The sequence below is a fragment of the Arthrobacter sp. Helios genome (genome assembly GCF_023167125.1).
GTDB classification, from domain to species: domain Bacteria; phylum Actinomycetota; class Actinomycetes; order Actinomycetales; family Micrococcaceae; genus Arthrobacter_B; species Arthrobacter_B luteolus.
Genome location: NZ_CP095402.1, coordinates 1,496,128 through 1,519,937, shown reverse-complemented (window position 1 = coordinate 1,519,937; position 23,810 = coordinate 1,496,128). Strand labels below are relative to the sequence as shown.

Sequence of the window (23,810 nt, the reverse complement as noted above, 5' to 3'; positions counted from 1 at the left end):
CCCATGGGACAGCGGCCGGAAGGAAACGCCCGGGACGGCGAGGCCGTGCAGCTTTCGCTGCTCCACGGCTTCACGCCTCCCGCGGCTCCGGTGGGCAAGGCACAGCCGGCCCCTCACCTGCCCATTGCGCGGGTCCTGCTGGACTCGCCGCTGCCGCACCTGGACCGGGCCTTCGACTACCTGGTTCCGGCGGAGTACGACGCCGCTGCCCGCCCCGGCGTCCGGGTCAAGGTCCGGTTCGGCGGCCAGGAGCTGGCGGGATTTCTCACCGACCGGCTGGAATCCACAGATACCACCGCACGGCTGATCGCCCTCGGGAAGATTGTGTCGCCGGTTCCGGTCCTGAGCCCGGAGGTCCTGCTGCTGGCCGAGGCAGTCGCTGCCCGATATGCCGGTTCCGTGCACGACGTGCTCCGGGTCGCCGTCCCGCCGCGGGTGGCTCGGGTGGAAAAGGAGTTCGCCGGACGGGGAACACCGGAATCAGCGGACGTGCCGGATGCTCCGGGCACACCGGACGCACCGAACGCGCCGGATACACTGGAGGCACCTGACGCACGGAATGCGCCGGAAACAGCCGAAACACCGGATGCCCCGGATGTACCGGCGGCAGCGGACTCCGCGCCGGCTGACTCCGGCGGACCAAGCAACCCCGGCAAGTCCGGCAATCCCGGCAAGCCCAGCGAAGCCGAAAAACCCACCCCCTTCCGGCGTTACCCGCACGGCCCCCGGTTCCTGGGCCATCTGGCTGCCGGGCACAGTCCCCGTGCCGTCCTGTCCTCCCTCCGCGGCTACGGACCCGATGCCTGGCCGGCCGAAATAGCCGCCGCCGTCGAAGCGGCCGTGCGCTCAGGCCGCGGCGCCGTCGTGGTGGTCCCGGACCAGAAGGACCTGGCCCGGGTAATGGCAGCGCTGGAGGACCGCCTGCCGGAGGGCACGGCCGTGCGCCTGACTGCGGAAGACGGACCAACCCCGCGCTACCGCAGCTTCCTGCAGCTGCTTCACGGTGATGCCACCGTGGCCGTGGGAACGCGTTCTGCAGCATACGCGCCCGTGGCGAATCTTGGCCTGGTCTGCATCTGGGATGACGGTGATGACCTGCATGCCGAGCAGCGGGCACCCTATCAGCATGCCCGCGACGTCCTGCTGCTGCGGGCAGAAATGGCCGGCGCAGGGATGCTCGTGGCATCCCACACCCGCAGCACCGAGGCACAGCGTCTGGTGGAATCCGGCTGGGCCGCGCCCCTCAACGCCGAACGAACGCTGGTCCGCGAATCGACGCCGCGCGTTATGAGCACCGCCGACACCTTCAATATGGAGCGTGACCCGCTGGCAGCCCGCGCCCGGATTCCGCATGCAGCGTGGAAGGCTGCCCAAGATGGGCTGAAGCGGGGGCCGGTGCTGGTGCAGGTAGCGCGGACCGGTTTTTCACCCGCGCTGTCCTGCCAGGACTGCCGCGAGCCGGCCAGGTGCCGCCAATGCCGGGGCCCGATGGCCCAGGCAGGCCGCAACGCCCTGCCTTCCTGCCGCTGGTGCGCCCGGCCCGAACCACGCTGGCACTGCCCGTCCTGCGGCAGTTTCCGGCTGCGTGCCTCCACCGCCGGGGCGGGACGGACAGCGGAGGAGCTGGGCCGCGCGTTCCCATCAGTGACAGTGGTTTCCTCGGCCGGGGATCACATCCGGCCCGAGGTTCCGGACACCCCGGCACTGGTGGTGGCGACGCCCGGAGCCGAACCGGTCGCGCCGTCGGGCTACGCTGCCGCGCTGCTGCTGGACGGTACCGCGATGCTTTCGCGGCAGTCCCTGCACGCGCAGGAAGATACCCTGCGCCGCTGGTTGACCGCAGCGGCCCTGGTGCGCCCTGCAAGGGACGGGGGAGTGGTGGTGGTGACAGCTGATGATACGGCCACGGTGGGCCACCTGCTGCGCTGGGACCCGGCGGGCGCCGCAGAACGTGAACTTGCCCTGCGCCGCGAGCTCGGGCTTCCGCCCGCCGTCCGGTATGCGGAGCTGACCGGTTCACGGGAGGGCTTGGAGGGATTTGTGTCCCGGCTTGACCTGCCGGAACGCGCCCGGATCGTCGGCCCCGCGCCGGTGGAGGAACCGCCGTCGTCCCGCGGGGAGGATCCCGGCACCCTGAACGGCACCGGCCGCTGGCGGACCCTGTGCTTTTTCCCGTACGGTGACGCGCCTGCGGTCACTGCGGCCATGCGGGCAGCAAAGGCCGCGCTTTCAGCCCGCCGCACCGGGGATCCCGTGTATGTCCGGGTGGACGGAACCGGCGTCCTGTAACGGTTTTCCATTACAGTGTGCAGATGGTCATAACCCCTGATACCAAAAACTGGACCTGGGTCCTGGACAAGCCGTGCCCCGAATGCGGGTTCGACGCCGCTGCCACCGCTTTCGATGACGTTCCGGGCCTGCTCCGGGACAGTGCGGACGCGTGGCAGGAAGTCCTCGCCGGCGCGGACGCCGTGCAGCGTCCCGATGACGCGACCTGGTCGCCGCTGGAATACGCGGCCCATGTCCGCGACCTGTGCCGTGTCTACCGGATGCGGCTGAACCTGATGCTGGAGACCGACGGCGCCGGCTTTGCTGACTGGGACCAGGATGCCACCGCGGTGGCCGAACGGTACGGAGAACAGGATCCGGCGGTGGTCGCGGCCGAACTCGCTGCCGAAGCTGAGGCGACGGCGGCAGCCTTCGCCGCCGTCGCACCCGGCCAGCTGGCCCGGCGCGGTCTGCGTTCGGACGGCAGCGCCTTCACCGTGGATTCACTGGCCCGCTACTTCCTTCACGACGCGCTCCACCACCTCTGGGACGTCCGTCCCCGGTAAGGATGCGGGCTGAGGGCTCCGGCCGCAGGCTAGGGGGTCCGGCGGCGCAGGGTCACCGAACCCAGCACCAGGAACGCCACGGTGAATGCCGCCAGGATCCCGACTTCCCGCAGGACATCGGGCGCAGCATCCGTTTCGGTGGAGACGTCCTGGAGCGCTGATATTGTGTGCGAGAGCGGAAGCCAGTCGGAGATTACCGCCAGCACGTCGGGCATCTGGTCGCGGGGAATGAAAATCCCGCCGAGCAGGATCTGCGGAAACACAATGGCCGGCATGAATTGGATGACCTGGAACTCGGTGGCGGCAAAAGCGCTGGCGAACAGGCCCAGGGTGGTCCCCAGGAGGGCATTCATGACCGCTACCAGGACGAGCAGCCACGGTGAGGAACTGACTTCCAGGCCGCAGACCCAGACGGAAAAGCCGGCAGCGATCAGCGACTGGACCGTGCCCAGCAGCCCGAACGCGATGGCATAACCGGCGATCAGGTCGAACTTGCCCACCGGGAGCGTCATTAGCCGCTCCAGCGTGCCAGAACGCCGCTCGCGCAGGGTTGTGATGCTGGTGACGAGGAACATCACCACAAACGGGAAGAGACCCAGCAGTGCCGGCCCCACTTGGCCAAACACCGGAGTATCAACGAAGATCCAGGACATCAGGCCGATCAGCAGGCTGGGCATGACCAGGAGCAGCACAATCGTGCGGGGATCGTGCCGGACCTGCCGGAGGACACGGACGGCGGTGGCCGCGGCCAGCCGCGGCTTCACCGGGCACCACCCAGGAGGACCAGGAACGCCCGGTCAGCGTCATGCGCTCCGGTTTGTTCCAGCAGCTCAGCGGGCGTGAGGTCAGCCAGCAGCTGCCCGTTGTGCAGCAGCAGCAGGCGCCCGCAGCGGCTGGCCTCATCCATCACGTGGCTGCTGACCAGTACGCTGATGCCGCGCTCGGCGAGCTGCGCGAACAACCGCCACAGCTCCTGGCGCAGCAGCGGATCGAGCCCGACCGTCGGCTCATCCAGGACCAGCAGGTCCGGCGCGCCAACCAGCGCTGCGGCCAGGGACACCCGGCTGCGCTGGCCGCCGCTGAGCCCGGATACCAGCCGGTGCGCCTCGAGGCCGAGATTTACCTCACGGATGGCCTGCTCCGCCGCGTCCCGCCCGCGTCCCAGCAGCCGGGCGAAGTACATCAGGTTCTCCGTCGCCGTGAGGTCCTCGTACACACTGGGGGACTGGGTCATATAGCCGATCCTGCCCCGCAGCTGGGGTGAGCCGGCGGGCTGGCCCAGCACGGTGACCGTTCCTCCGCCGGTTTTCTGGGTGCCCGCCACGGAGCGCAGGAGCGTTGTTTTGCCGCTGCCGCTCGGCCCCATCAGCCCAACCACCTGGCCGCGGGGAACCTCCAGCGACAATCCGCTGAACACCTCCCGCCCGCCGCGGCGCACCGCCAGGTCCTGCACGGAAACCGCTGGTAGTCTTTCCATGGCACTCAGGATAGACAGGGTGCTTATGAAATACCCGGGCGCCGTCGACAGAAGGCGCCCCACGAAGGAGATCGATGTCCTACCCCCAGACAAGCCGCGAAATCCACCTGGCCTCCCGTCCCGACGGATGGCCCGTTGACGGAAACTTCCGGCTGACCGAGGTCCCCGTTCCAGCACTGCAGGACGGCCAGGTCCTGGTCCGGAACACGGCCATGTCCGTTGACCCCTACATGCGGGGCCGGATGAACGACGTCAAGTCCTATGTGCCGCCCTTCCAGCTTGATCAGCCGCTCGACGGCGGTGCGGTGGGCGAAGTCGTGGAGTCCCGCTCACCGGACCACAAACCCGGAGATACCGTGCTGCACGGCCTCGGCTGGCGGGACTATGCCGTCCTGGACGGTGCCCGGGCCCGCAGCATCGACACCAGCCTCGCACCGGCCAGCGCCTACCTGGGCGCCCTCGGACTGACCGGACTGACCGCCTACGCCGGCCTGACCAAGGTGGCCGAATTCAAGGAAGGCGACGCCGTCTTCGTCTCCGGCGCTGCCGGAGCCGTCGGATCCCTGGTGGGCCAGATCGCCAAGGCCCTGGGCGCCAGCCGCGTCATCGGCAGCGCCGGCTCCGCGGACAAGGTGGAGAGGCTGCGTGAACTGGGCTTTGACGCCGCGTTCAACTACCACGACGCCCCGGTCAAGGATCAGCTTCAGGCGGCCGCCGGCGAACAGGGAATCGACGTCTACTTTGACAACGTGGGCGGAGACCATCTCGAAGCCGCGATTTCGGTCCTGAACAAGTACGGACGGATCGCCATGTGCGGCGCGATTTCGCAGTACAACACCACCGAAAAGCCCACCGGACCGCGCAACCTCGCACTTGCCATCGGCAAGGAGCTCACACTTCGCGGGTTCATCGCGAGCAGCTACAACCAGTATGCGGACGAGTTCGCCGGGCTCATGGCCGGCTGGCTGCGCGAGGGCAGCGTCAGCTACGACGAGACCTTCGTGGACGGGCTGGAAAACGCACCCCAGGCCTTCATCGACCTGATGAAGGGCGCCAACAAGGGCAAAATGGTGGTGCGGCTGGACTAGCCCGCACCACCCGGTTCAGCGAACGGCCCGCCTCAGCGGGCCGTTCGGCGCTTCCTCGCCGCGAACAGGCGGGAGGCCTCCGCCGCCGCGTCTACCAGCTGCTTGGCTGACGCATCCCAGTCGTAGTCGCCGGCCCGGCGAAGCCCGGCAGCGGCGGCCTCCTGCCAGCAGCCGGCGTCCGAGAGGGTTTCCACGGCCGCAGCGAAGGCTTCCGGGCGGTCCGGATCCACGAGCATCGCCGCGCCGCCGGAAACCTCCCGGAAAATCGGGATGTCACTGGCGATCACGGGTGTGCCCGCAGCCATGGACTCAATCACGGGCAGCCCGTAGCCCTCCGCCTTGGACAGCGTGACCAGCGCGGTGGCGCGGCGCAGCAGGGCATCGTACTCCGCGTCGGTTACTCCGTTGTGGAAGACCAGCCGGGACGGATCCGCGGTGAGCGCTTCCAGCTCCGCCCGCCGGTCCGGGCTGATCCTGCTGAGCAGGTGAAGGGTGTACCCCGGCAGATGCGACATCCCCCGCACGATCGTCTCGACGTTCTTGTACGGCATAAAGGAACCCATGTAGAGCAGGGTCCGGTCGGGTGCGGAACCGGCCTCACGCGGCACGGTTCCGGGCTGGGGCGCGTTGGACACCAGCCGCACCGGGCGGCGGGTCAGGCGGTGCCGTTTGATCAGGTCTGCTGTGGTGTGGCTGATGGTGGCGACGACGTCGGCCCGGTTCAGGAGCACCCGCTGCGGCCAGTAGGCCAGGTGGTAGAGCCGCCACAGCAGGCGCACCGGCAGCGGGAGGAAACCCGGCGGCGTCGGGTTCTGGTAGTAAATCAGGTCATGCAGGGTGAGGATCAGCGGATAGTTCCGCCCCCAGCTGCCCATGGTCTGCATGGGACAGACCACCGCGTCGGCGTCGAGCCGGCTGAGTCTCCGGGCGACGAAAAGCTCCGCGGGGGAGAGCGGGGAGTTGACCTTGACCCAGGGTACGTCCGGAAGCAGGGCCAGCTGCCTCTCGTCACTGATCAGCATCTGCACCTGCGCGTGCCGGGACACGGCCTCGATCAGGCTGGCACCGTACCGGCTGATCCCGTCGTGCTGGTCGGTGCGCGTGAACCGGGCATCAAACAGAATCTTCATGCCCGGTGCCTCCGGTCCAGGAAATCAGCGATCAGGGCGGCCGCCACATCCGGGGCTTCATAGTGCACCAGATGCCCGCAGCCCTCGATGATTTCCAGCTCAGCGTCCGGGATCATGGCGGCGAGCCGGCGCTGCGCGGGAACCGACCCCAGATCATCCCGGTCCGCAGCGATCAGCAGGACCGGCATCCGAAGATCGGCGGCGGAATCCCGCACGGTCTCGGAAATCGAGGAGCGGAAGGCTTCCAGTACGACGGCGCGGGAGGCGAAGGCGCTGAAGTAGGCATCGTGCTGGGCATGGATCCAGCGGCGCAGCCCCGGATCGGAGGTCTTCGCCATCATGATGCTCATACCCCGGACGATCAGGGGATTAGCCAGCAGAGCGTGCCCGGCAGCCTCCGGCAGCTTCGCCGCAGCCCGGTAGTACAGTTCGGCTGCTTTGCTGGTGATGCCCTTCGGCCCCTCCAGCGCCGGTTCGCAGATGGGATTGACGAGGACGAGCTCGCTGATCAGTTCCGGGGACTCCGCCGCAGTGCGTGCCGCGATGATCGAGCCGAAGGAATGGCCCAGGAGGACAGTATCGGAACCGAGTCCGAGTGCGCGGAAACCGGCAAGGACAAAATCCGCGTAGGCGGTTGCGTTGTGGCTGCCCGGCAGGACGGAACCCTGGCCGAAGCCGGGCAGGTCCGGGACGATGACGCGGTGGTTCGGCAGGGCTTCCACAATGCGAAGCAGCCCGTGGTGGTCGCCGCGGAAACCGTGGACCATAAAAACCGGCGGTGCGTCCGGAGCCGCGCCGGAAGCCGGGAAGTCCCAGCACCGCTGCGAAGTTCCCTGGACCCGGTAGGTGCGGACATCAGCTTCGCGGGTGAACGGTCCGGGAGCTCCCGTTCCGGCTGTCCCGGGCCGGCGCAGCAGCCGCATTTAGTTCACCTCGCGGGGGTCGGAGCCGGTGCGCTGGCCACGGTCCAGTGCGTCGAGGGCGGCCATCTGGGCGTCGTCGAGCTCAAAGGAGAACACATCGAGGTTCCCGGTGATCCGGTCCTCGCTGCTGGCTTTCGGAATCACGGTGTTCCCAGCCTGGACATGCCAGCGCAGGACCACCTGGGCCGGAGTCCGGCCCAGCTCGGCGGACATCTCCTTGATGACCGGGTCGGCCAGGACAGCGCCCCGGCCCAGCGGGCTCCAGGCAACAGTGCGGATGCCGTGGGCCTCATGGAAGCCGCGCAGTCCGCGCTGCGCCAGCCACGGGTGAAGCTCCACCTGGTTCACCGCGGGCACAATCCCGGTCGCCGCGGCCAGTTCTTCCAGGTGCTCCTGGGTGAAGTTGGAGACGCCAATGGCGCGGGCCCGGCCGGAGGCATAAATTTCTTCCAGCGCCCGGTACGTTTCCACGAAGAGCCCACGCCCGGGGCAGGGCCAATGGATCAGGTACAGGTCCAGATAATCGAATCCCAGCCGGTCCAGCGAGGCATCAAAAGCCCGGAAGGCGGCGTCGTAACCCTGGTCCGAGTTCCACAGCTTGGAGGTGACGAACAGGTCTTCCCGGACCACATGCCCGGCGTCGGTGAAGTTCCGGACCGCCGCGCCGACGCCTTCCTCATTGCCGTACAGGGCAGCAGTGTCGATGTGCCGGTAACCGGCGGCCAGGGCGGACGTAACCAGCGCCGCGGTTTCCTCCGGCGGGACCTTGTACGTGCCGAATCCGGCCTGGTCCATCTCCACGCCGTTGTTCAAGGTCAGTTTCGGTGCCCGTTGCATGCTCAAACTCTACCGAGATCGGGCGCGGGGGTTGTATCGGGGGTCGAGGAGCTCTCCGGGCGCAGCTATTGTGGGCTGCTGACCTGCAGTTTTAAAGTTTTCATGGCGCTGGAGGTAAAAGCTTGATTGCATAGGGCCTACAGTGCGCCGAGCTGGAAGGCCCCCGACTGCGCTTCACCAGCTCTATCCCGCTCTCAGAACACGATCAATCCATGAGAACCGCTCAATAAAAACATCAAACTATGGATCGGAGGGAGTCGATGGTGACTCTAGGACAGGTATTCGTCAGCGAAATGCTGGGTACCGCAGCGCTGATCGTCCTGGGCTGCGGCGTCGTCGCAAACGTGGCCCTGGCGAAAACCAAGGGCAACGGCGGCGGCTTCCTGATGGTGAACTGGGGGTGGGGCCTCGGTGTGTTCGCCGGCGTCTACCTGGCAGCCATTTCGGGCGCCCACATTAATCCCGCCGTGACGGTAGGCATCATCACCAGCGGCGCCGAGGAGTTCGTCCCGGGAGTCCCCGTGGACATCGGCTCCACGCTGACCTACTTCGCGGGGCAGCTGCTCGGTGCCATGATCGGAGCCTTCGTGGCCTGGCTGGCCTACAAGAAACAGTTCGATGATGAGCCGGACCCGGCCAACATCCTTGGTGTGTTCTCCACCGGGCCTGCCATCCGGTCCTACGGCTGGAACCTCGTCACCGAGATCATCGGTACGTTCATGCTGATGTTCGTGATCGTGGCGTTCGCCGGTTCGGTCACCGGGCTGGGCCCCTTGGCGGTAGCGCTGCTGGTTGTCGGCATCGGTGCGTCGCTCGGCGGTCCGACCGGGTACGCCATCAACCCGGCCCGTGACCTGGGCCCCCGGATCGTTCACGCCCTGCTGCCCATCCGCAACAAGGGAAACAGTGACTGGTCCTACGCCTGGGTGCCCGTCCTCGGGCCCCTGATCGGCGGAGCACTCGGCGGCTGGATCGGCTCGTTCATCCCGCTGCCGGATATCCTCTAACCGATCCCCGGGCCGCACGATCTACTCACCTCGAAGGAGAGACCAAGTGTCAGACAGCAAGCAGCAGTACGTCATTGCGATCGATCAGGGAACAACGAGCAGCCGGGCGATTGTCTTCGACCACGCCGGCAGCATCGTGTCCTCCGGACAAAAAGAACATGAGCAGATCTTTCCCCGCGCCGGCTGGGTGGAGCACAACCCCGAAGAAATCTGGACCAACGTCCGCGAAGTCGTCGGAACCGCGCTCTCCAAGGCCAACCTCACCCGGCACGACATCGCCGCCGTCGGTATCACCAACCAGCGCGAAACCGCGGTGGTCTGGGACCGCTACACCGGCAAACCCGTCTACAACGCCATCGTCTGGCAGGACACCCGGACCCAGCCGATCGTGGACGCACTGGCCAAGGACGGGGGGATGGACCGGTTCAAGGCCAAGGTGGGCCTGCCGCTGGCAACCTACTTCTCCGGCACCAAGATCAAATGGATCCTCGACAACGTCGATGGTGCCAGGGAAAAGGCCGAAAAAGGCGAACTGATGTTCGGGAACACGGACTCCTGGGTGGTCTGGAACCTCACCGGCGGGGTTGAAGGCGGGGTCCATATCACCGACGTCAGCAACGCCTCACGGACCATGTTTATGGACCTGGACACGCTGCAGTGGGACGACTCGATCCTTGAGGCCTTCACCGTTCCCAAGTCGATGCTCCCCGAGATCCGTTCCTCGTCCGAAGTGTACGGAACGGTGCACGGTTCCCAGCTGCTGCGGGAGGTCCCGGTGGCCGGGATCCTCGGCGACCAGCAGGCCGCCACCTTCGGGCAGGCAGCCTTCGGAATCGGGGACGCAAAGAACACCTACGGGACCGGTAACTTCCTGATCTTCAACACCGGCGAAGAGAAGGTGATGTCCCAGAACGGCCTGCTCACCACGGTGGCCTACAAAATCGGGGACAGGCCCCAGGTCTATGCACTCGAAGGTTCCATCGCCGTCACCGGGTCACTGGTCCAGTGGCTGCGGGACAACCTCGGCATCATCAAGAGCGCCCCGGAAATCGAGAAGCTGGCCCAGTCAGTGGAGGACAACGGCGGCGTGTACATCGTTCCGGCGTTCTCCGGCCTCTTCGCGCCGCACTGGCGCGCGGATGCCCGCGGGGTAATCGTTGGCCTCACCCGGTTCGTGAACAAGAACCACATTGCCCGGGCCGCGCTGGAAGCCACAGCCTTCCAGACCCGGGAAGTGCTCGACGCCGTCAACGCCGACTCCGGTGTTCCGCTCACCGAACTGAGGGTCGACGGCGGTATGGTGGCCAACGATGCGCTGATGCAGTTCCAGGCGGACATCCTGGGCGTGGACGTTGTCCGCCCCGAGGTCGTGGAAACAACGGCCCTCGGAGCCGCGTACGCCGCGGGCCTCGCCGTCGGCTTCTGGAATGACACTGCGGAACTCGCCTCCAACTGGAAGGAAGACAAGCGCTGGACTCCGCAGATGGACCCGGCGGAGCGCGACCGCCAGATGCGGCTGTGGAACAAGGCCGTCACCCGCACCTTCGACTGGGTGGACGAAGACGTAAAGTAGCCCGGCTGGAGTCCTCCTGTGCCGGACACAGGTAATGCCGTTTTCCTCCGGGAAACGGCATTACCTGTGTCCGGGGGAAGCCCGGCAGGCGGGTCCGCGGCACACCCCGGTCCGCTGCCGCCGTCGGGCCTTCCCTGTTGTAAAGTGGATAAATGACCGCTTTGCTCCTCCTTACATAGCCGCGTTTGTGTAGAACGCGGCAGCCCCTTGCATTTGACGAGGGGCTTTTGTGTGTCTGGGAAGAGTCAACAGCGCAGGCGGAGACGGCGGCACGCCGGAAACCGCGGATCACCAGGATTCATTGAGGACAGAGGCGAAGCATAGTGAGCACGCAGTCACAGACTGACCAGTCGGAAGAGGCCGTATACAGTTTCTCGGCCATGGAGCAGAAGTGGCCGGCTGTCTGGGACGACCTAGGCGTTTTCACCCCGGCCGACGACGGTTCGCGTGAACGCCGCTACGTCCTGGATATGTTCCCCTACCCGTCCGGCGACCTGCACATGGGCCACGCTGAAGCATTTGCCATGGGCGACGTTGTCGCCCGCTACTGGCGCCAGCTCGGCTACGATGTGCTGCACCCGATCGGCTGGGACTCCTTTGGCCTGCCCGCTGAAAACGCGGCCATCAAGCACAACGCCCATCCCAGCGAGTGGACCTACCGCAACATTGACACCCAGGCAGAGTCCTTCAAGCGTTATGCGATCAGCGTGGACTGGTCCCGGCGCCTGCACACCTCCGATCCCGGCTACTACCGGTGGACGCAGTGGCTGTTCACCCGCTTCTACGAGCGTGGACTGGCCTACCGGAAAAACTCCCCGGTCAACTGGTGCCCCAAGGACCAGACCGTGCTGGCCAACGAGCAGGTCGTCAACGGCGCCTGTGAACGCTGCGGCACCCAGGTCACCAAGAAGTCGCTGAACCAGTGGTACTTCAAGATCACCGACTACGCCGACCGGCTCCTGGACGACATGGAACAGCTCAAGGGCCACTGGCCGGAGCGCGTCCTGGCCATGCAGAAGAACTGGATCGGCCGCTCCGAAGGCGCCCACGTCCGCTTCAATATCGAAGCCGCCGACGGCAAGCCCGAAGAGCAGGTCACCGTCTTCACCACCCGTCCGGACACCCTCTTCGGAGCGACCTTCTTCGTCGTCGCGGCCGACGCCCCGCTGGCACTGGACCTGGTGACCGAAGACCACCGTGCGGCCCTGCTGGAGTACCGCGAGCAGGTCAAGGCACTCTCCGACATCGAACGCCAGGCCACCGACCGCACCAAGACCGGTGTCTTTACCGGCCGTTACGCGGTCAACCCGCTCAACGGTGAAAAGCTGCCGGTCTGGGCCGCCGACTATGTGCTGGCCGACTACGGCACCGGCGCCATCATGGCTGTTCCGGCCCACGACCAGCGCGACCTGGACTTCGCGAAGGCCTTCAACCTGCCCGTGCGCGCCGTGCTCGACACCGGTGAAGAGGATCCCGCCGTTTCCGGCACCGCAACCACCGGCGAGGGAACGCTGGTGAACTCCGGCAGCCTGAACGGGCTGCCGAAGGCCGAAGCCATTCCCGCTGCCATCCGCGTGCTGGAGGAGAAGGGCACCGGCGAGAAATTCGTTAACTTCCGCCTGCGTGACTGGCTGCTCTCCCGGCAGCGCTTCTGGGGAACCCCTATCCCGATCATCCACTGCGAAAAGTGCGGCGAGGTTCCGGTTCCCGATGACCAGCTGCCGGTGACCCTGCCGGACAACCTGAAGGGTGAGGCGCTGGCGCCCAAGGGCACCTCGCCGCTGGCCTCGGTCGAGGAATGGGTCAATGTGGACTGCCCGTCCTGCAGCGGCCCGGCCAAGCGGGACACGGACACCATGGACACGTTCGTGGACTCCTCCTGGTACTTCATGCGCTTTGTTTCCCCGCACTACACCGAGGGTCCTTTCGATCCCGAAGCCGTGCGCAACTGGATGCCGGTGGGGCAGTACGTGGGCGGCGTGGAGCACGCCATCCTGCACCTGCTCTACTCCCGCTTCTTCACCAAGGTCGTCAAGGACATGGGCCTGATCGAAGCCGACGAGCCGTTCTCCGCCCTGCTGAACCAGGGCCAGGTGCTCAACGGCGGCAAGGCCATGTCCAAGTCGCTGGGCAACGGTGTGGACCTGGGCCAGCAGCTGGACAAATACGGTGTCGACGCCGTCCGCCTCACCATGATCTTCGCCTCCCCGCCCGAGGACGACGTCGACTGGGCGGATGTCTCGCCGTCGGGCTCCGCCAAGTTCCTGGCGCGCGCCTGGCGACTGGGCCAGGACATCACCAGCGAACCCGGCGCGGACGTCTCCGCCGGCGACAGAAAGCTCCGCGCGGTCACCCACCGCACGGTCGCCGACGCCGCCGATCTGCTGGATGCCGGCAAGTTCAACGTGGTCATCGCCAAGTTGATGGAACTGGTCAATGCCACCCGCAAGACCATCGATTCCGGCGCCGGCGCAGCCGACCCCGCCGTCCGCGAAGCTGCCGAAGCCGTTGCCGTTATCCTGAGTCTCTTCGCGCCGTACACGGCTGAAGACCTCTGGAACGCGCTGGGCCACCCGGCTTCCGTGGCGAACGCCGGCTGGCCGGCAGTAGACCCGGCCCTGCTGGTCCAGGACACGGTGACTGCCATCGTCCAGGTCAAGGGCAAGGTCCGCGACCGGCTCGAGGTGCCGGCAGACATCACCGAGGATGCGCTGCGCGAGCGGGCGCTCTCCTCGGAGCAGATCATCAAGGTCCTCGACGGCGCCGGGATCCGCACGGTGATCGTCAAGGCCCCCAAGCTCGTGAACATCGTGCCGGCCTAGGACTGGGCTTCATGGACTGGACGGCGCTGCGCGGACGGTGGTTCAAGTCCCGGGCAACCGGGTCTGGCTCCGTGCCGCCGCCGCGTGTCGCCGTCGTCACCGATTCATCCTGCTCCCTGCCCAGCGGCTGGGCCCGGTCGGAGCGCGTAGCCGCCCTGGTCCGGGTCGTTTCCATGCCGGTGATGATCGGCGACCAGATCTACGGTGAGGGCACCGACAAAATGATCGGTGCCCTGGCACTGGCCCTCGCCCAGGGACAGGACGTCCGCACGTCCCGGCCGGCGCCGGGCCAGTTCGAGGCGGTGTACGCCGAACTCGCTGCTGCCGGTTATGCCGCCGTGGTTTCTGTCCACCTGTCCGGGAAGCTGTCCGGCACCGTGGACTCTGCCAGGCTGGCGGCGCGGACCGCGGAAATTCCGGTCCGCATAGTCGACACCGCGTCCGTGGCCATGGGACTGGGATTTGCGGTCGAGGCAGCTGCGGAAGCCGCCGCGGAAGGCGCGGACGCTGAGACCGTGGCGTCAGCAGCCGCGTCCTGTGCCGCAGCAGCGGACATCCTCTTTTACGTCCCCAGCCTCGAGCAGCTCCGCCGCGGCGGGCGGATCGGCGCGGCGGCCGGATGGTTCGGAACGCTGCTTGCGGTAAAACCGATCCTGGCTATCCGCGACGGCCTCGTGGTTCCGATTGAGCGCGTCCGCACCGCACCCAAAGCCCTGGCCCGGCTGGAGGAGCTCTGCCGTGCGGAGCTCGCTGCCAGAACGGGACCTGTACGGGTGGCTGTCCACCATTTCGGCAACGAAGCGGAGGCCGAGCGTCTGGCGTCTGCGGTGATCCGTGAACGCCCCGGGGCGGAGGTCCTGCTGTGTCCACTGCCGGCGGTGCTGGCGGCGCACGCCGGTCTCGGTGTGCTGGCGGTGGCTATTTCGACGGCGGTGTTTCCCGGCGAGGCTGAGGCAGGCCTGCGTGCCAGCGTTTGTGCAGGCCCCGGACCGGCAGAAACTAAGGATGCCAGCCAGCGGCATCCCGCACTGTCCCGCAGCCAGCGGCCGGCTACTGCCGGGCAGGCAGAGGCCCCCGCTCCGGCCAGCGGCCCAATCCCGGTGCAGGACCCGCACCGGGACACGGACATCGACTGACCCTCCACAACTTCCGGCAATCACCGGAAAAGCCGGAAGGCGTCCACAACTGCAGGTGGTGACCCGCCTGGACAAGGAGTCCAGGCCTAGGTTGCAGGGATGGCCGCACACCGCTGGGACACCGAACCTGCACAGATCCTGCCCTCACGCCTGGCGGTCCGCCGCCGCAAGGAGCGGCAGGCGACTGGCCTGCCGGAAGCAGCGTCCGGCGGATTGGACGGTCCGCACCCACGCAGTCCCAAGCCGCTGGGGACCCGTCCGGGCGGGACCGCTTCGGAGCAGGTTCCCCCGTGCAGCAGCACTGACGGAGCCGCAGAACACGTACAGGACGAGCCCGCTGAGCAGCTGGCCGTCTCTGCGCGGCGGTGGGGGGTTCCGGTGCGTGCCGCCGCCCTGTTCGCGTGCCTGCTGCTGGCGGCCGCGGTTGCCATACCCCTGCTCCAGATCCGGGCGCCACACGAGTCCATTGCCGTGGATCTCGGTGCCGGTGTGGATACCGCAGAGGGCAGCTCGGCAGCTGATGCCGCACTCTCACGGTCCTCGCCGGAGAAACCCGGGCCGGATCCGTCCGGCCCCAATCCGGCACCGGACCGGGCATCGAATCCGGGAGCTGCTGCCCCGGATTCGATGCCCGGCAGCTCCCGGCAGGGACCCGAACACGGAGCCGCCACCGGCCCGGAACTGGTGGTCCACGTGGCAGGTGCGGTGGCAGCTCCGGGAATCGTGCGCATCAAGTCCGGTGGAAGGGTGGCCGACGCTGTTGGTGCAGCCGGCGGAGCCCTGCCGGAAGCTGACCTCACGCTGGTGAACCTCGCCGCACCCATGGAGGACGGGAGTATGGTGGTGGTCCCCGCGGTAGGTTCAGCGGTTCCGGGACCAGCTGGAGTGCCCGGCGCCGTTGTTCCTGCCGGGCCTGCTGGACAGGGGAGCATCAGCGGTTTGGGCAGCACCGGGGGACAGCCAGCCGGGTCCGGGTCAGGTGTCGGAGAAGCAACCGCGGGACCGGTCAACCTCAACACCGCCACCGACGCTGAACTTCAGACCCTGCCCCGCGTAGGGCCGGTCCTGGCGGCACGTATCGTGGCCTGGCGGACGGACCACGGTAGGTTTACCCGGCCGGAGGATCTGGACGCTGTTCCCGGAATCGGGGAGGCCATGCTTGCAGCGCTCGTGCCACTGGTCACGGTCTGACCTGTGGAACTGTTACCTGGGCAAACCGGGTGAAACGGCAGCCCCGCTGGGCCCGCTACACGGCGGCTGCTGTGTCACCACTGCCGGACGCGCCGCCACCACTCACGGATGCGTCCTTCGGGCCCGGCGGGGTGGGCTCCGGACAAGACAAGGCCGGAAGCGGCTACCGACGCAGACCGCCGTCCGGCGCGCATCGAGCCGGCGAAGCAGCCGCAGGGTTTTTCGGGGCATCAGGCACACCTTTGCCCCTGAATGAGCTTCGGCTGGTTCCCGTAGCGGCTGCGGCCTGGTTCGCCGCCGCTGCCACGATCCGGATGCCGGCAGCGGCTGCGTTCCTCACGGCAGGTGCGGGGACAGTCCTGGTGCTCGTTCTTGGCGCGGTGGTCCTGCTCCGGCACAGCGGTGCGGCGCGGCGGGTGGCAGCGGCGTGCGTTGCTCCGCTTGCCGTCGTCGTATTGGTTGCTGCCGCGGCTGGAACCTCCCTGCTGCACCGCACCAGCGGTCCGGTCCACGATGCGATCGTTGGGCAGACGGTTATCTCGGGGGAGTTCCGCGCCGCAGGGGATGCCAGGGACGGGGCCCCGGACCGTTTTAGTGGAGAGCCCCGTTATCTGGTGTCGGCACGGCTGGAGAGTTTCACGCTGGGCGGTAAGCGCTCGACCGCCGAGGCGCCGGTGCTGGTCATCGGCGGTAACGCTTATGCGGACATCCGGCTGGGAGACAGGTTCTCCACCTCCGGCGCCCTTTCGGCAACCCAAGCGGGTGACCCGGCCGCAGCGGTGCTCCGGGCCGGCAGGTCTCCGTCGGTCATCCCGGCGGAAGGGCTCTACGGCACGGCATCGGACCTGCGGGAGAACTTCACGGAACTCTCGAAGGAGCTGGGACAGTCCGATGCCTCCGGCCTCCTGCCCGGCATGGTGCTGGGAGACCGGGCAGCACTTTCAGAGGATCTTGCGGCAGCCATGAAGGACACTGGCCTGACCCACCTCACGGCGGTGTCCGGCGCCAACTGCAGCTATCTGCTGGCTTTCGTGTTCCTGGCAGCGCGGCTGCTGCGGTTTCCGAGATTCTTGGCAGCGGTCGCAGGGCTCACGGTCCTGGCGGCGTTTGTGCTGGTGGTGCGTCCGGACCCCAGCGTCCTGCGTGCCGCAGTTATGGGATCCATCGGTACGGCTGCGGTGCTGACCGGGCGGGGCAAGGTCCCAGCCGCGCTGCTCTGCCTGTGCACAACGGTTCTTCTGGCCATCGATCCGTGGCTCAGCGGCAGCTACGCCTTTATTCTCTCGGTGTGCGCCACCGCCGGGCTTATTGTCCTGGGACCCAGGTTCGCAGCATCGCTCGAACGGTTGCTGCCCCAGCCGCTGGCAGTGCTCACGGCCGTGCCGCTGGCAGCGCAGGTTGCCTGCGCACCGGTTCTCATCCTGCTGCAGCCCAATGTGCCGCTCTACTCTGTGCCTGCCAATATCGCAGCTGCGCCGGTGGTCCCGATGGTCACCATCGTAGGCATGGCCGCTGTCATCCTGGCGTCCGTCCTCCCGGCCCTGGCCTTCGTGCCGCTGTGGACAGCCGGGACGGGCGCAGGTTGGGTGGCAGCGGCAGCGCGGTTCTTTGCCGACGCTCCTGGCGCCCTGCTGCCGTGGCTGCCCGGCGCCGTGGGTGCTGTCCTGATGACGGCTGCCAGTGCGGTCCTGGCCGGCGGCATCCTGCTGCTGGGCAAGAGCGTGCCTGCGGCTTTACCCGGTGAGGGGGAAGGCCGCAGGGTCCGGATAGTCCGGAGAAACGGCGACGGGAGCCCAACTTGGAGCAACTGGCGCTGGCTGGCGGTGGGGGCAGCTCTGCTGCTGGTCGTGACAGTCTTCCTGTGGTGGCGGCCGGGTCAGGGCACTCCCGCGGCCGGAGACTGGGCTGCTGCTGCCTGCGACGTGGGTCAAGGCGACGCGATGGTGATCCGCACCGGTCCCGCAGCGGCGGTCGTCATCGACGCCGGGCCCGACCCAGGGGCACTGGACAGCTGTCTTGATGACCTGAGGATAGATGCCGTGGACCTCCTCATCATCAGCCACGTCCACGCCGACCACTACGCAGGCGCTGAGGCAACAGCTGATGGACGGACGGTGCACGGCCTGGCCTTTTCCTCGGCAGAAACGGAACTGCCCCGGGAGATCGCCGCCCTGGCGGCGCGGCTGGACGTGGAGCCGCAGCGGCTTACCCGCGGGATGCACGGGGAAAGCGGAGACGTGCAGTGGCAGGTCCTCTGGCCGCCTGCCGGTGCACCGGCTGGCCCAGGCACAGGAACCGGAACAGAATCCGGCGCTCGAACCAGCGGGGAAACGAACGAGAACGATGCCAGTGCTGTCCTGCTGCTCCAGACCGGCGGACTGACCTTTCTTTTTACGGGAGATATCGAAGAGGATGCTGCGGTGCGCCTGCTGCAATCCACCCCCGCGCTGCGCGATACCCGGATCGACGTCCTGAAAGTGGCACATCACGGGGCACGCAACGGTGGTGCTGAGCTGCCGCGTGCCCTCCGGCCCAAACTGGCGCTCATCTCGGTGGGAGCGGAAAACACCTACGGTCATCCGTCCCGTGACACCCTGCAAACCCTGGAAGCGGCCGGTGCCCTGGTTGCACGCACTGACCTGCTGGGGACCTTTACCCTGCGGACTGACGGCAAACGCCTGATCGTAGAACGGCTGCTGGGTGGCTAGCTGGGTTGCGAGGTGACGGAGGCCGGACCCAGCCCCGACCCAGGGCGCCCGTTCAACTGCCGGGCCCGTCTCACCGTCTGGCCCGCCACACCGGACTGAGTGCCGACCTCGCACGCCCGTCTCGCTGCTGGGCCTGCCTCACCGCCGTGCCCGCTGCCAAAAGGCCGGACCTGTAGTCAGGGCGAGGGGACCGGGCGCGTGGCCATGATTTGTTCGCGCAGAATATCCGCGTGACCGCAGTGCTGGGCGAGTTCCCGCAGAACGTGGAGCTGCACCCACCGGAGAGGCAGTGGTCCCCGTCTGTTTCCCGGGAGCAGGTCCTCCCCGCTCATACTGGCAACGGCCGCCCGGGAGGCGGCAACTGCTTCGGCATAGGCGGCCAGCACCGAATTGATGCTGTCCGTTTCCGCCAGGTCAAAGGACTCGCCGGGCGTTTCCGGCAGACCGAGTTCAGCCCGGGACCGGCCCGTGACCGCTTCACTGAACCAGACCTTTTCGACGAAAGTGGCGTGTTTGACCAGTCCAAGCAATGTGGTCTTGGAAGCCACGAGGCGTCTTCGAGCCTCTTCTTCCGTCAGTCCGCGCAGAGACTCAGCCAGCATGCTGCGATGCTGCTCAATGAAGAGGGCGGATTGGATATCGGCAGATGCCTGGTAAACCGATGCATCATCAGGGTTCGTCATGGTGTTCCTTCCCTCCGGGGCTTTTTCACTCAAGTTCACTCAAGGCAGCAGATTCAGCTCAGGAAACCCGCCGCCGCCGGAGCGTAGCGACAGCCACGCCGGCCAGGGCCAGGGCACCGCCGAACAGTGCCGCAGCCGGCGGCACCTCGCCCAGCAGCAGCCAGGACAGGAGCACAACAACCGCGGGTACGGCGTAGGTCGAGGCGGCTGTCCGTCCGGCGCTCGACCGGGACAGGACGTAGCCCCACGTCGTGAAGGCGATGGCGGTGGGGAAAACCCCGAGGTAAACGACGGCGAGGGTAGAGGAGAGCGGTGAGGTGCTGACGGCCTCCACAAGCTGCGGCGTGAAGGGCAGGCAGACAATAGTCCCGGCGAGACAGCCGATCCAGGTCATGGTGGGAGCATCCACATGCCGCAGCAGGCTTTTCTGCAGCGTCGCTGCGCTGCCGTAAAGAACAGCTGCCAGCAGGCCAAGGCCCACACCAAGGGCGTCGAACTTTCCCGTGGAGGTCGACACCGCGATGAACACAACGCCGATGAGTGCGATGAACATGCCGGTGATCAGCCGCCGCGGAAACCCTTCACCCAGGAACAGGCCGGCCAGGACAGCCACGATCATCGGCGCCAGATTGACCAGCAGTGCGGCGGTTCCGGCGTCAATATGCTGCTCGGCAGCATTCAGCGCCACGTTGTAGGCAGCGAACCAGGCCACTCCCCACACGATAATGAGGGCGAGGACCCGGCCCCGTGGCGGGCGTATCGTGGCAGCCGGTGCCTGCGGGGTGAAGCGTCTGCGGCCCAGCGCCCGGGTTAGGGGAAGCATCAGCGCCAAAGTCAGGGTGCCCACGGCGATCCTGCCCAGGGTGAGGGCTCCAGGGGAGTAGTCGGCCGCAGCAGCCCGGATGCCGACAAAGGCCGATGCCCAGAGCAGGACCGTCACTGCGATGGCTGCCCACACCAGCTTTCCGCTGCCGGCTTTTTCCATGGCGGCGGCGGACCGCGGTGCTGGTGTCATGGAAGCATCATTCCCGGTTACGGGACGGGGCACCAACCGGAGTCCTGATATGTCTGGGCCGCTGTTGTTCCGGGCGTGCCGGATGTGGCTGAAACGACCGCCGGGGGAGTTGGCCCCAGGCGCAGCGCGTGGCAATGTGGGGAGTGATCTTTCCCAATCCCAGTCCAGGAGCAGCACACCCGTGAATCCGGCCGTACCTAAGAAGTCTTCCGCGAAGCCGGCGGCCGGATCAATTTCCTGGCGGCAGGTGGAGCCGGCACCAGTGGTGCTGCTCACCGGACCGGAAGAGTACCTCGCCGGGCGGGCGATGGAGAGCATCCGCCGGCAGAGCCGCAGCCAGGCGCCGGACACCGAAGTCATCCGGATCGATGCCGCCGCCTACACGGCGGGAGAACTGACTCTGATCGCCAGCCCCTCACTTTTTGGTGAAGCCAAGCTGATTGAGGCAGCCAACCTGGCCCACATGAGCGAGGATTTCCTCATTGACACGCTGGCCTACCTGAAAGATCCCGCACCGGACACCGTGCTTGTGCTGCACCACGCGGGAGGCAACCGGGGGAAGAAGCTTCTCGACGCGGTGAAAGCGGCCAAGGCGCCGGTGGTCGATTGCCAGCCATTCAAGAAGGACTCCGACAAGGTGGACTTCGTGACCCAGGAGTTCCGGGCCGCGAAACGCCGCATTGACAGTGGGGCCGTCCGGGCACTGGTCAGCGCTGTGGGCTCAAGCCTGTCCGAACTCGCGGCCGCCTGCCAGCAGCTGATGAATGATGCCGCCGGGGAAATCACCGAGGAAACCGTCGAAAAATACTACGGCGGCCGTGTGGAAGCCACCGCTTTCAAGGTGGCCGACGCCGCGCTGGCCGGGCGTGCCGGCGCGGCACTGTCCATGCTGCGGCATGCCCTGGCCACCGGTGTTGACCCGGTGCCGCTGGTGGCTGCGCTGGCGATGAAGGTCCGCGCCGTGGCGCGGGTCGCCGACCTCCGGGGATCCTCTGCGTCCCTGGCCAAGGACCTGGGCATGGCACCCTGGCAGGTTGACCAGGCCCGCCGGGACGCGCAGCGTTTCTCCGCCGAGTCCCTGATCAAGGCAGTCCAGGTTCTCGCCGAAGCCGATGCCCAGGTCAAGGGTGCCGGCCGGGACCCGGTCTACGCCGTCGAACGCGCCGTCACCGTCATCGCCCTGGCCGCGTCCGGCCGCTGACCGGCTCCGGAGAAGAAGACAAAGAAGACAAGAAGACATGGCGAAGAAAGCACTTCAACCGCCCCGGATCAGCGGCATCATGCTCCCGGCCCTGGTGCAGGGAGAACCGGGACGCCTGCGGGCCCACGGACAGTACGACGGCGAGAGCTATGCGGGTGCCGACCTGAGCGGACAGGTCCTGGACGGAATCTCCTTCAGCGAATGCGAGCTGATCGGCGCGGACGCCCACGAGGCCAGTCTCCGGAATGCCCGGTTCCTGGACACCACGGTGGAGCGGCTCAACGCTCCGGTCCTCACGGCACCAGGCCTGGTCCTGCGCGACGTCTCGATTGGGTCCTCCCGGATCGGGTCTGCTGAAGCCTTCGCCTCGGAGTGGAATGCCGTCAGCATTGCCGGCAGCAAGCTGGACTTCCTCAACCTGCGGGGATCGGTGCTTAGAGATGTTTCCTTCAGCGACTGCGTCATCGGTGAGCTGGACCTCGGCGGAGCCAGGCTCACCCGGGCCTCCTTCACGAACACCCGGATCGACTCCCTGCTGCTGGATCAGGCAGTCCTGGAACACGTGGACCTGCGCGGTGCCTCCATCCGCGGAATCTCCGGACTGGGCTCCCTCCGCGGGGCGACGCTGAGCTCTCTCCAGCTGGTTGATTTCGCCGGCGCGCTGGCAAACCATCTGGGGATCAACATTTCGGACTAACAGCACAGCCGCCGGCTCCAAACGCAGGCGGCAAGGCTACTCAGCGGCGAGGAGCCCCAGCAGCTCAAGTTCCTCGTCCCGCGTGAGGCCGGATCTGCGCGGCCGGTCCAGCCCGCGCTCCCGTTCATCTCTGACGACCCGGTCCAGGGTGTCGCCGAGCGCCGAGATTTCACCGCCGGCAGCGTGGAAGGCAGCATTGTTCCGCTGGGCAAACCCGGCATCCACCACGGGCAGCCACAGGGGAAGCGACCGGGGCCCGGCCCAGTAGCGGACATCCTTCTCCAGCAGCCAGCTCTCCGGAGCGCTGACCAGCTCACCGTCAAAACCGGCAGCGTCGGCAGCCTGATCCAGCACCTCCCGGAGGGAATACCTGTCTCCGGTGGCATTCAGGACGCCGGTCCGGCCCTCGGCACCGGCAGCCACCAGCCAGGATGCCAGATCAGCGGCCTCGAGGACCTGCACCCAGCGGCCCTCACATTCCGGCACCAGCACGGGACCGCTCCCGGCCAAGGCGAAGCGGGCCGGCCAGTATCCGAACCGGTCGCTGGCATCTCCCGGACCTGCCAGCAAGCCAGGCCGGACAATCAGCAGCCGGTCCGCCAGGGCATCGGTGCTCATGCGTTCGGCAGCAGCTTTTGCTCCGGCATAGTCCTCCGCACCCACCGACTCGACCAGGGCTGCGGACTCGTCCGCATCCGGGGTTGAGTCCCCGGCGTAAACCGAGACGGAGGAGATCAGTGTCCAGTGCGCCGCCGTCGGACCTATCGCCTCCAGCGCGCTGGAGACCAGTGTTGCCTCGTATCCCAGTTCGATCACTTCGTCCCAGGGCTGTCCCTCGACGGCGGCGTAGGCGTCGGGGAGCAGCCGGTCAGTCCGGATAAGCGAGGCACCCGCTGGAACCTGGCCGGATTCGCCCCTCGCGAGGCAGGTGACGGCATCGCCGTGGTCCAGCAACGCTCCGGCTAGTTCGCGGCCAAGCCAGGCGGTGCCGCCCAGGATGAGTACTCTGCGCATGCTGCCAGTAAAGCACCCTGCCGGTGCCGTGACACACGTTGCCGTGAAGGCCGTTTAAAAGCAGTATGGCCGGTCCCGAAGGACCGGCCATACCTGGTAAGACTAAAGCCGCAACGCTTAGAGTGCGTTGACCTTCTTGGAGATGGCCGACTTGCGGTTAGCAGCGTTGTTCTTGTGGATAACGCCCTTGCTGACAGCCTTGTCCAGCTTGCGGGTCGCAGCCTGCAGCGCTGCCTGAGCGGCATCCTTGTCAGCTGAGGTGACAGCAGTATCCACGTTGCGGATAAGCGTCTTCAGCTCGGACTTCACCGAGTTGTTGCGCTGGCGCGCCTTCTCGTTGGTGAGGATGCGCTTCTTCTGGGACTTAATATTGGCCACTTATAAACTCTCTTTGTATTGCGGACTTGGTCGGTGAGGGAATTTCAGACCAGACATTGACTGAGCGGCGTGGGGATACCGTAATGGCGCCCGGCC

At 67.0% G+C, this 23,810-nt stretch carries 20 protein-coding genes; 11 read left to right on the top strand and 9 right to left on the bottom strand.

Translation table 11 applies throughout. The features are described from left to right. Positions 1-3: 3 nt before the first annotated feature. A complete protein-coding gene (locus ArtHe_RS06740; RefSeq protein WP_248319300.1) occupies positions 4-2,289 on the top strand; it encodes a primosomal protein N' in 2,286 nt (761 codons plus the stop codon). A 23-nt stretch (positions 2,290-2,312) separates the two neighbouring features. Continuing rightward, positions 2,313-2,834 carry a DinB family protein gene (locus ArtHe_RS06735; protein WP_248319299.1) on the top strand — a complete coding sequence of 174 codons (522 nt, stop codon included), beginning with the start codon at positions 2,313-2,315 and terminating at the stop codon, positions 2,832-2,834. 29 nt (positions 2,835-2,863) lie between these two features. On the opposite strand, the gene ArtHe_RS06730 is transcribed toward ArtHe_RS06735, so the two are convergent. Together ArtHe_RS06730 and ccmA are read right to left on the bottom strand one after the other, a co-directional pair. Then, on the bottom strand, positions 2,864-3,598 hold the full coding sequence (locus ArtHe_RS06730) for an ABC transporter permease (protein WP_248319297.1): 735 nt from the start codon (positions 3,596-3,598) through the stop codon (positions 2,864-2,866). Beyond that, a complete protein-coding gene (ccmA, locus tag ArtHe_RS06725) occupies positions 3,595-4,311 on the bottom strand; it encodes a heme ABC exporter ATP-binding protein CcmA (protein WP_248319296.1) in 717 nt (238 codons plus the stop codon). Before ccmA ends, ArtHe_RS06730 begins: the two co-directional genes overlap by 4 nt. A 74-nt stretch (positions 4,312-4,385) precedes the next feature. On the opposite strand from ccmA, the gene ArtHe_RS06720 reads away from it, so the two are divergent. Further along, positions 4,386-5,399 (top strand): NADP-dependent oxidoreductase, encoded by a 1,014-nt coding sequence (locus tag ArtHe_RS06720; RefSeq protein WP_248319295.1) that lies wholly within the window; start codon positions 4,386-4,388, stop codon positions 5,397-5,399. A 32-nt stretch (positions 5,400-5,431) separates the two neighbouring features. Here the strand turns inward: ArtHe_RS06720 and ArtHe_RS06715 are convergent, their stop codons facing one another. From ArtHe_RS06715 to ArtHe_RS06705, 3 genes are read right to left on the bottom strand one after another with little or no spacing between them, the layout of a single operon-like run. Then, a complete protein-coding gene (locus ArtHe_RS06715; protein ID WP_248319294.1) occupies positions 5,432-6,529 on the bottom strand; it encodes a glycosyltransferase family 1 protein in 1,098 nt (365 codons plus the stop codon). Further along, positions 6,526-7,452 carry an alpha/beta hydrolase gene (locus ArtHe_RS06710; RefSeq protein ID WP_248319292.1) on the bottom strand — a complete coding sequence of 309 codons (927 nt, stop codon included), beginning with the start codon at positions 7,450-7,452 and terminating at the stop codon, positions 6,526-6,528. The genes ArtHe_RS06715 and ArtHe_RS06710 overlap by 4 nt, the downstream gene beginning before the upstream one ends. After that, positions 7,453-8,289, bottom strand: coding sequence for an aldo/keto reductase (locus tag ArtHe_RS06705; RefSeq protein WP_248319291.1), 837 nt, complete (start codon positions 8,287-8,289; stop codon positions 7,453-7,455). It lies immediately after the preceding gene. Positions 8,290-8,552: 263 nt separating this feature from the next. Here ArtHe_RS06705 and ArtHe_RS06700 point away from each other — a divergent pair, with 263 nt between their 5' ends. From ArtHe_RS06700 to ArtHe_RS06675, 6 genes are all read left to right on the top strand, one after another. After that, positions 8,553-9,296 (top strand): MIP/aquaporin family protein, encoded by a 744-nt coding sequence (locus ArtHe_RS06700; protein WP_248319702.1) that lies wholly within the window; start codon positions 8,553-8,555, stop codon positions 9,294-9,296. 46 nt (positions 9,297-9,342) lie between these two features. Next, positions 9,343-10,869, top strand: coding sequence for a glycerol kinase GlpK (gene glpK / locus ArtHe_RS06695; protein WP_248319289.1), 1,527 nt, complete (start codon positions 9,343-9,345; stop codon positions 10,867-10,869). 323 nt (positions 10,870-11,192) lie between these two features. Then, a complete protein-coding gene (gene leuS / locus ArtHe_RS06690) occupies positions 11,193-13,691 on the top strand; it encodes a leucine--tRNA ligase (protein WP_282568716.1) in 2,499 nt (832 codons plus the stop codon). Positions 13,692-13,702: 11 nt separating this feature from the next. Further along, positions 13,703-14,827 carry a DegV family protein gene (locus ArtHe_RS06685; protein ID WP_248319288.1) on the top strand — a complete coding sequence of 375 codons (1,125 nt, stop codon included), beginning with the start codon at positions 13,703-13,705 and terminating at the stop codon, positions 14,825-14,827. Between the two features lie 99 nt (positions 14,828-14,926). Beyond that, entirely contained in the window at positions 14,927-16,018 is a 1,092-nt protein-coding gene (locus ArtHe_RS06680; RefSeq protein ID WP_248319286.1) for a helix-hairpin-helix domain-containing protein, read from the top strand. A 242-nt stretch (positions 16,019-16,260) separates the two neighbouring features. Next, positions 16,261-18,726 (top strand): ComEC/Rec2 family competence protein, encoded by a 2,466-nt coding sequence (locus ArtHe_RS06675; protein WP_248319284.1) that lies wholly within the window; start codon positions 16,261-16,263, stop codon positions 18,724-18,726. Between the two features lie 176 nt (positions 18,727-18,902). Here ArtHe_RS06675 and ArtHe_RS06670 read toward each other — a convergent pair whose 3' ends face one another. Together ArtHe_RS06670 and ArtHe_RS06665 are read right to left on the bottom strand one after the other, a co-directional pair. Beyond that, complete coding sequence (locus ArtHe_RS06670; RefSeq protein ID WP_248319282.1) at positions 18,903-19,409, bottom strand: DinB family protein; 507 nt, start codon at positions 19,407-19,409, stop codon at positions 18,903-18,905. A 58-nt stretch (positions 19,410-19,467) separates the two neighbouring features. Then, positions 19,468-20,424: a DMT family transporter gene (locus ArtHe_RS06665; protein ID WP_248319281.1), complete on the bottom strand. Its 957-nt coding sequence runs from the start codon at positions 20,422-20,424 to the stop codon at positions 19,468-19,470. A 181-nt stretch (positions 20,425-20,605) separates the two neighbouring features. On the opposite strand from ArtHe_RS06665, the gene holA reads away from it, so the two are divergent. Together holA and ArtHe_RS06655 are read left to right on the top strand one after the other, a co-directional pair. Beyond that, complete coding sequence (gene holA / locus ArtHe_RS06660; protein ID WP_248319279.1) at positions 20,606-21,625, top strand: DNA polymerase III subunit delta; 1,020 nt, start codon at positions 20,606-20,608, stop codon at positions 21,623-21,625. Between the two features lie 37 nt (positions 21,626-21,662). Next, complete coding sequence (locus ArtHe_RS06655) at positions 21,663-22,322, top strand: pentapeptide repeat-containing protein (protein WP_248319277.1); 660 nt, start codon at positions 21,663-21,665, stop codon at positions 22,320-22,322. A 36-nt stretch (positions 22,323-22,358) separates the two neighbouring features. On the opposite strand, the gene ArtHe_RS06650 is transcribed toward ArtHe_RS06655, so the two are convergent. Together ArtHe_RS06650 and rpsT are read right to left on the bottom strand one after the other, a co-directional pair. Next, positions 22,359-23,336: an NAD-dependent epimerase/dehydratase family protein gene (locus tag ArtHe_RS06650; RefSeq protein ID WP_248319275.1), complete on the bottom strand. Its 978-nt coding sequence runs from the start codon at positions 23,334-23,336 to the stop codon at positions 22,359-22,361. A 117-nt stretch (positions 23,337-23,453) separates the two neighbouring features. Beyond that, on the bottom strand, positions 23,454-23,714 hold the full coding sequence (rpsT, locus tag ArtHe_RS06645) for a 30S ribosomal protein S20 (RefSeq protein ID WP_066297624.1): 261 nt from the start codon (positions 23,712-23,714) through the stop codon (positions 23,454-23,456). Between the last annotated feature and the right edge of the window lie 96 nt (positions 23,715-23,810).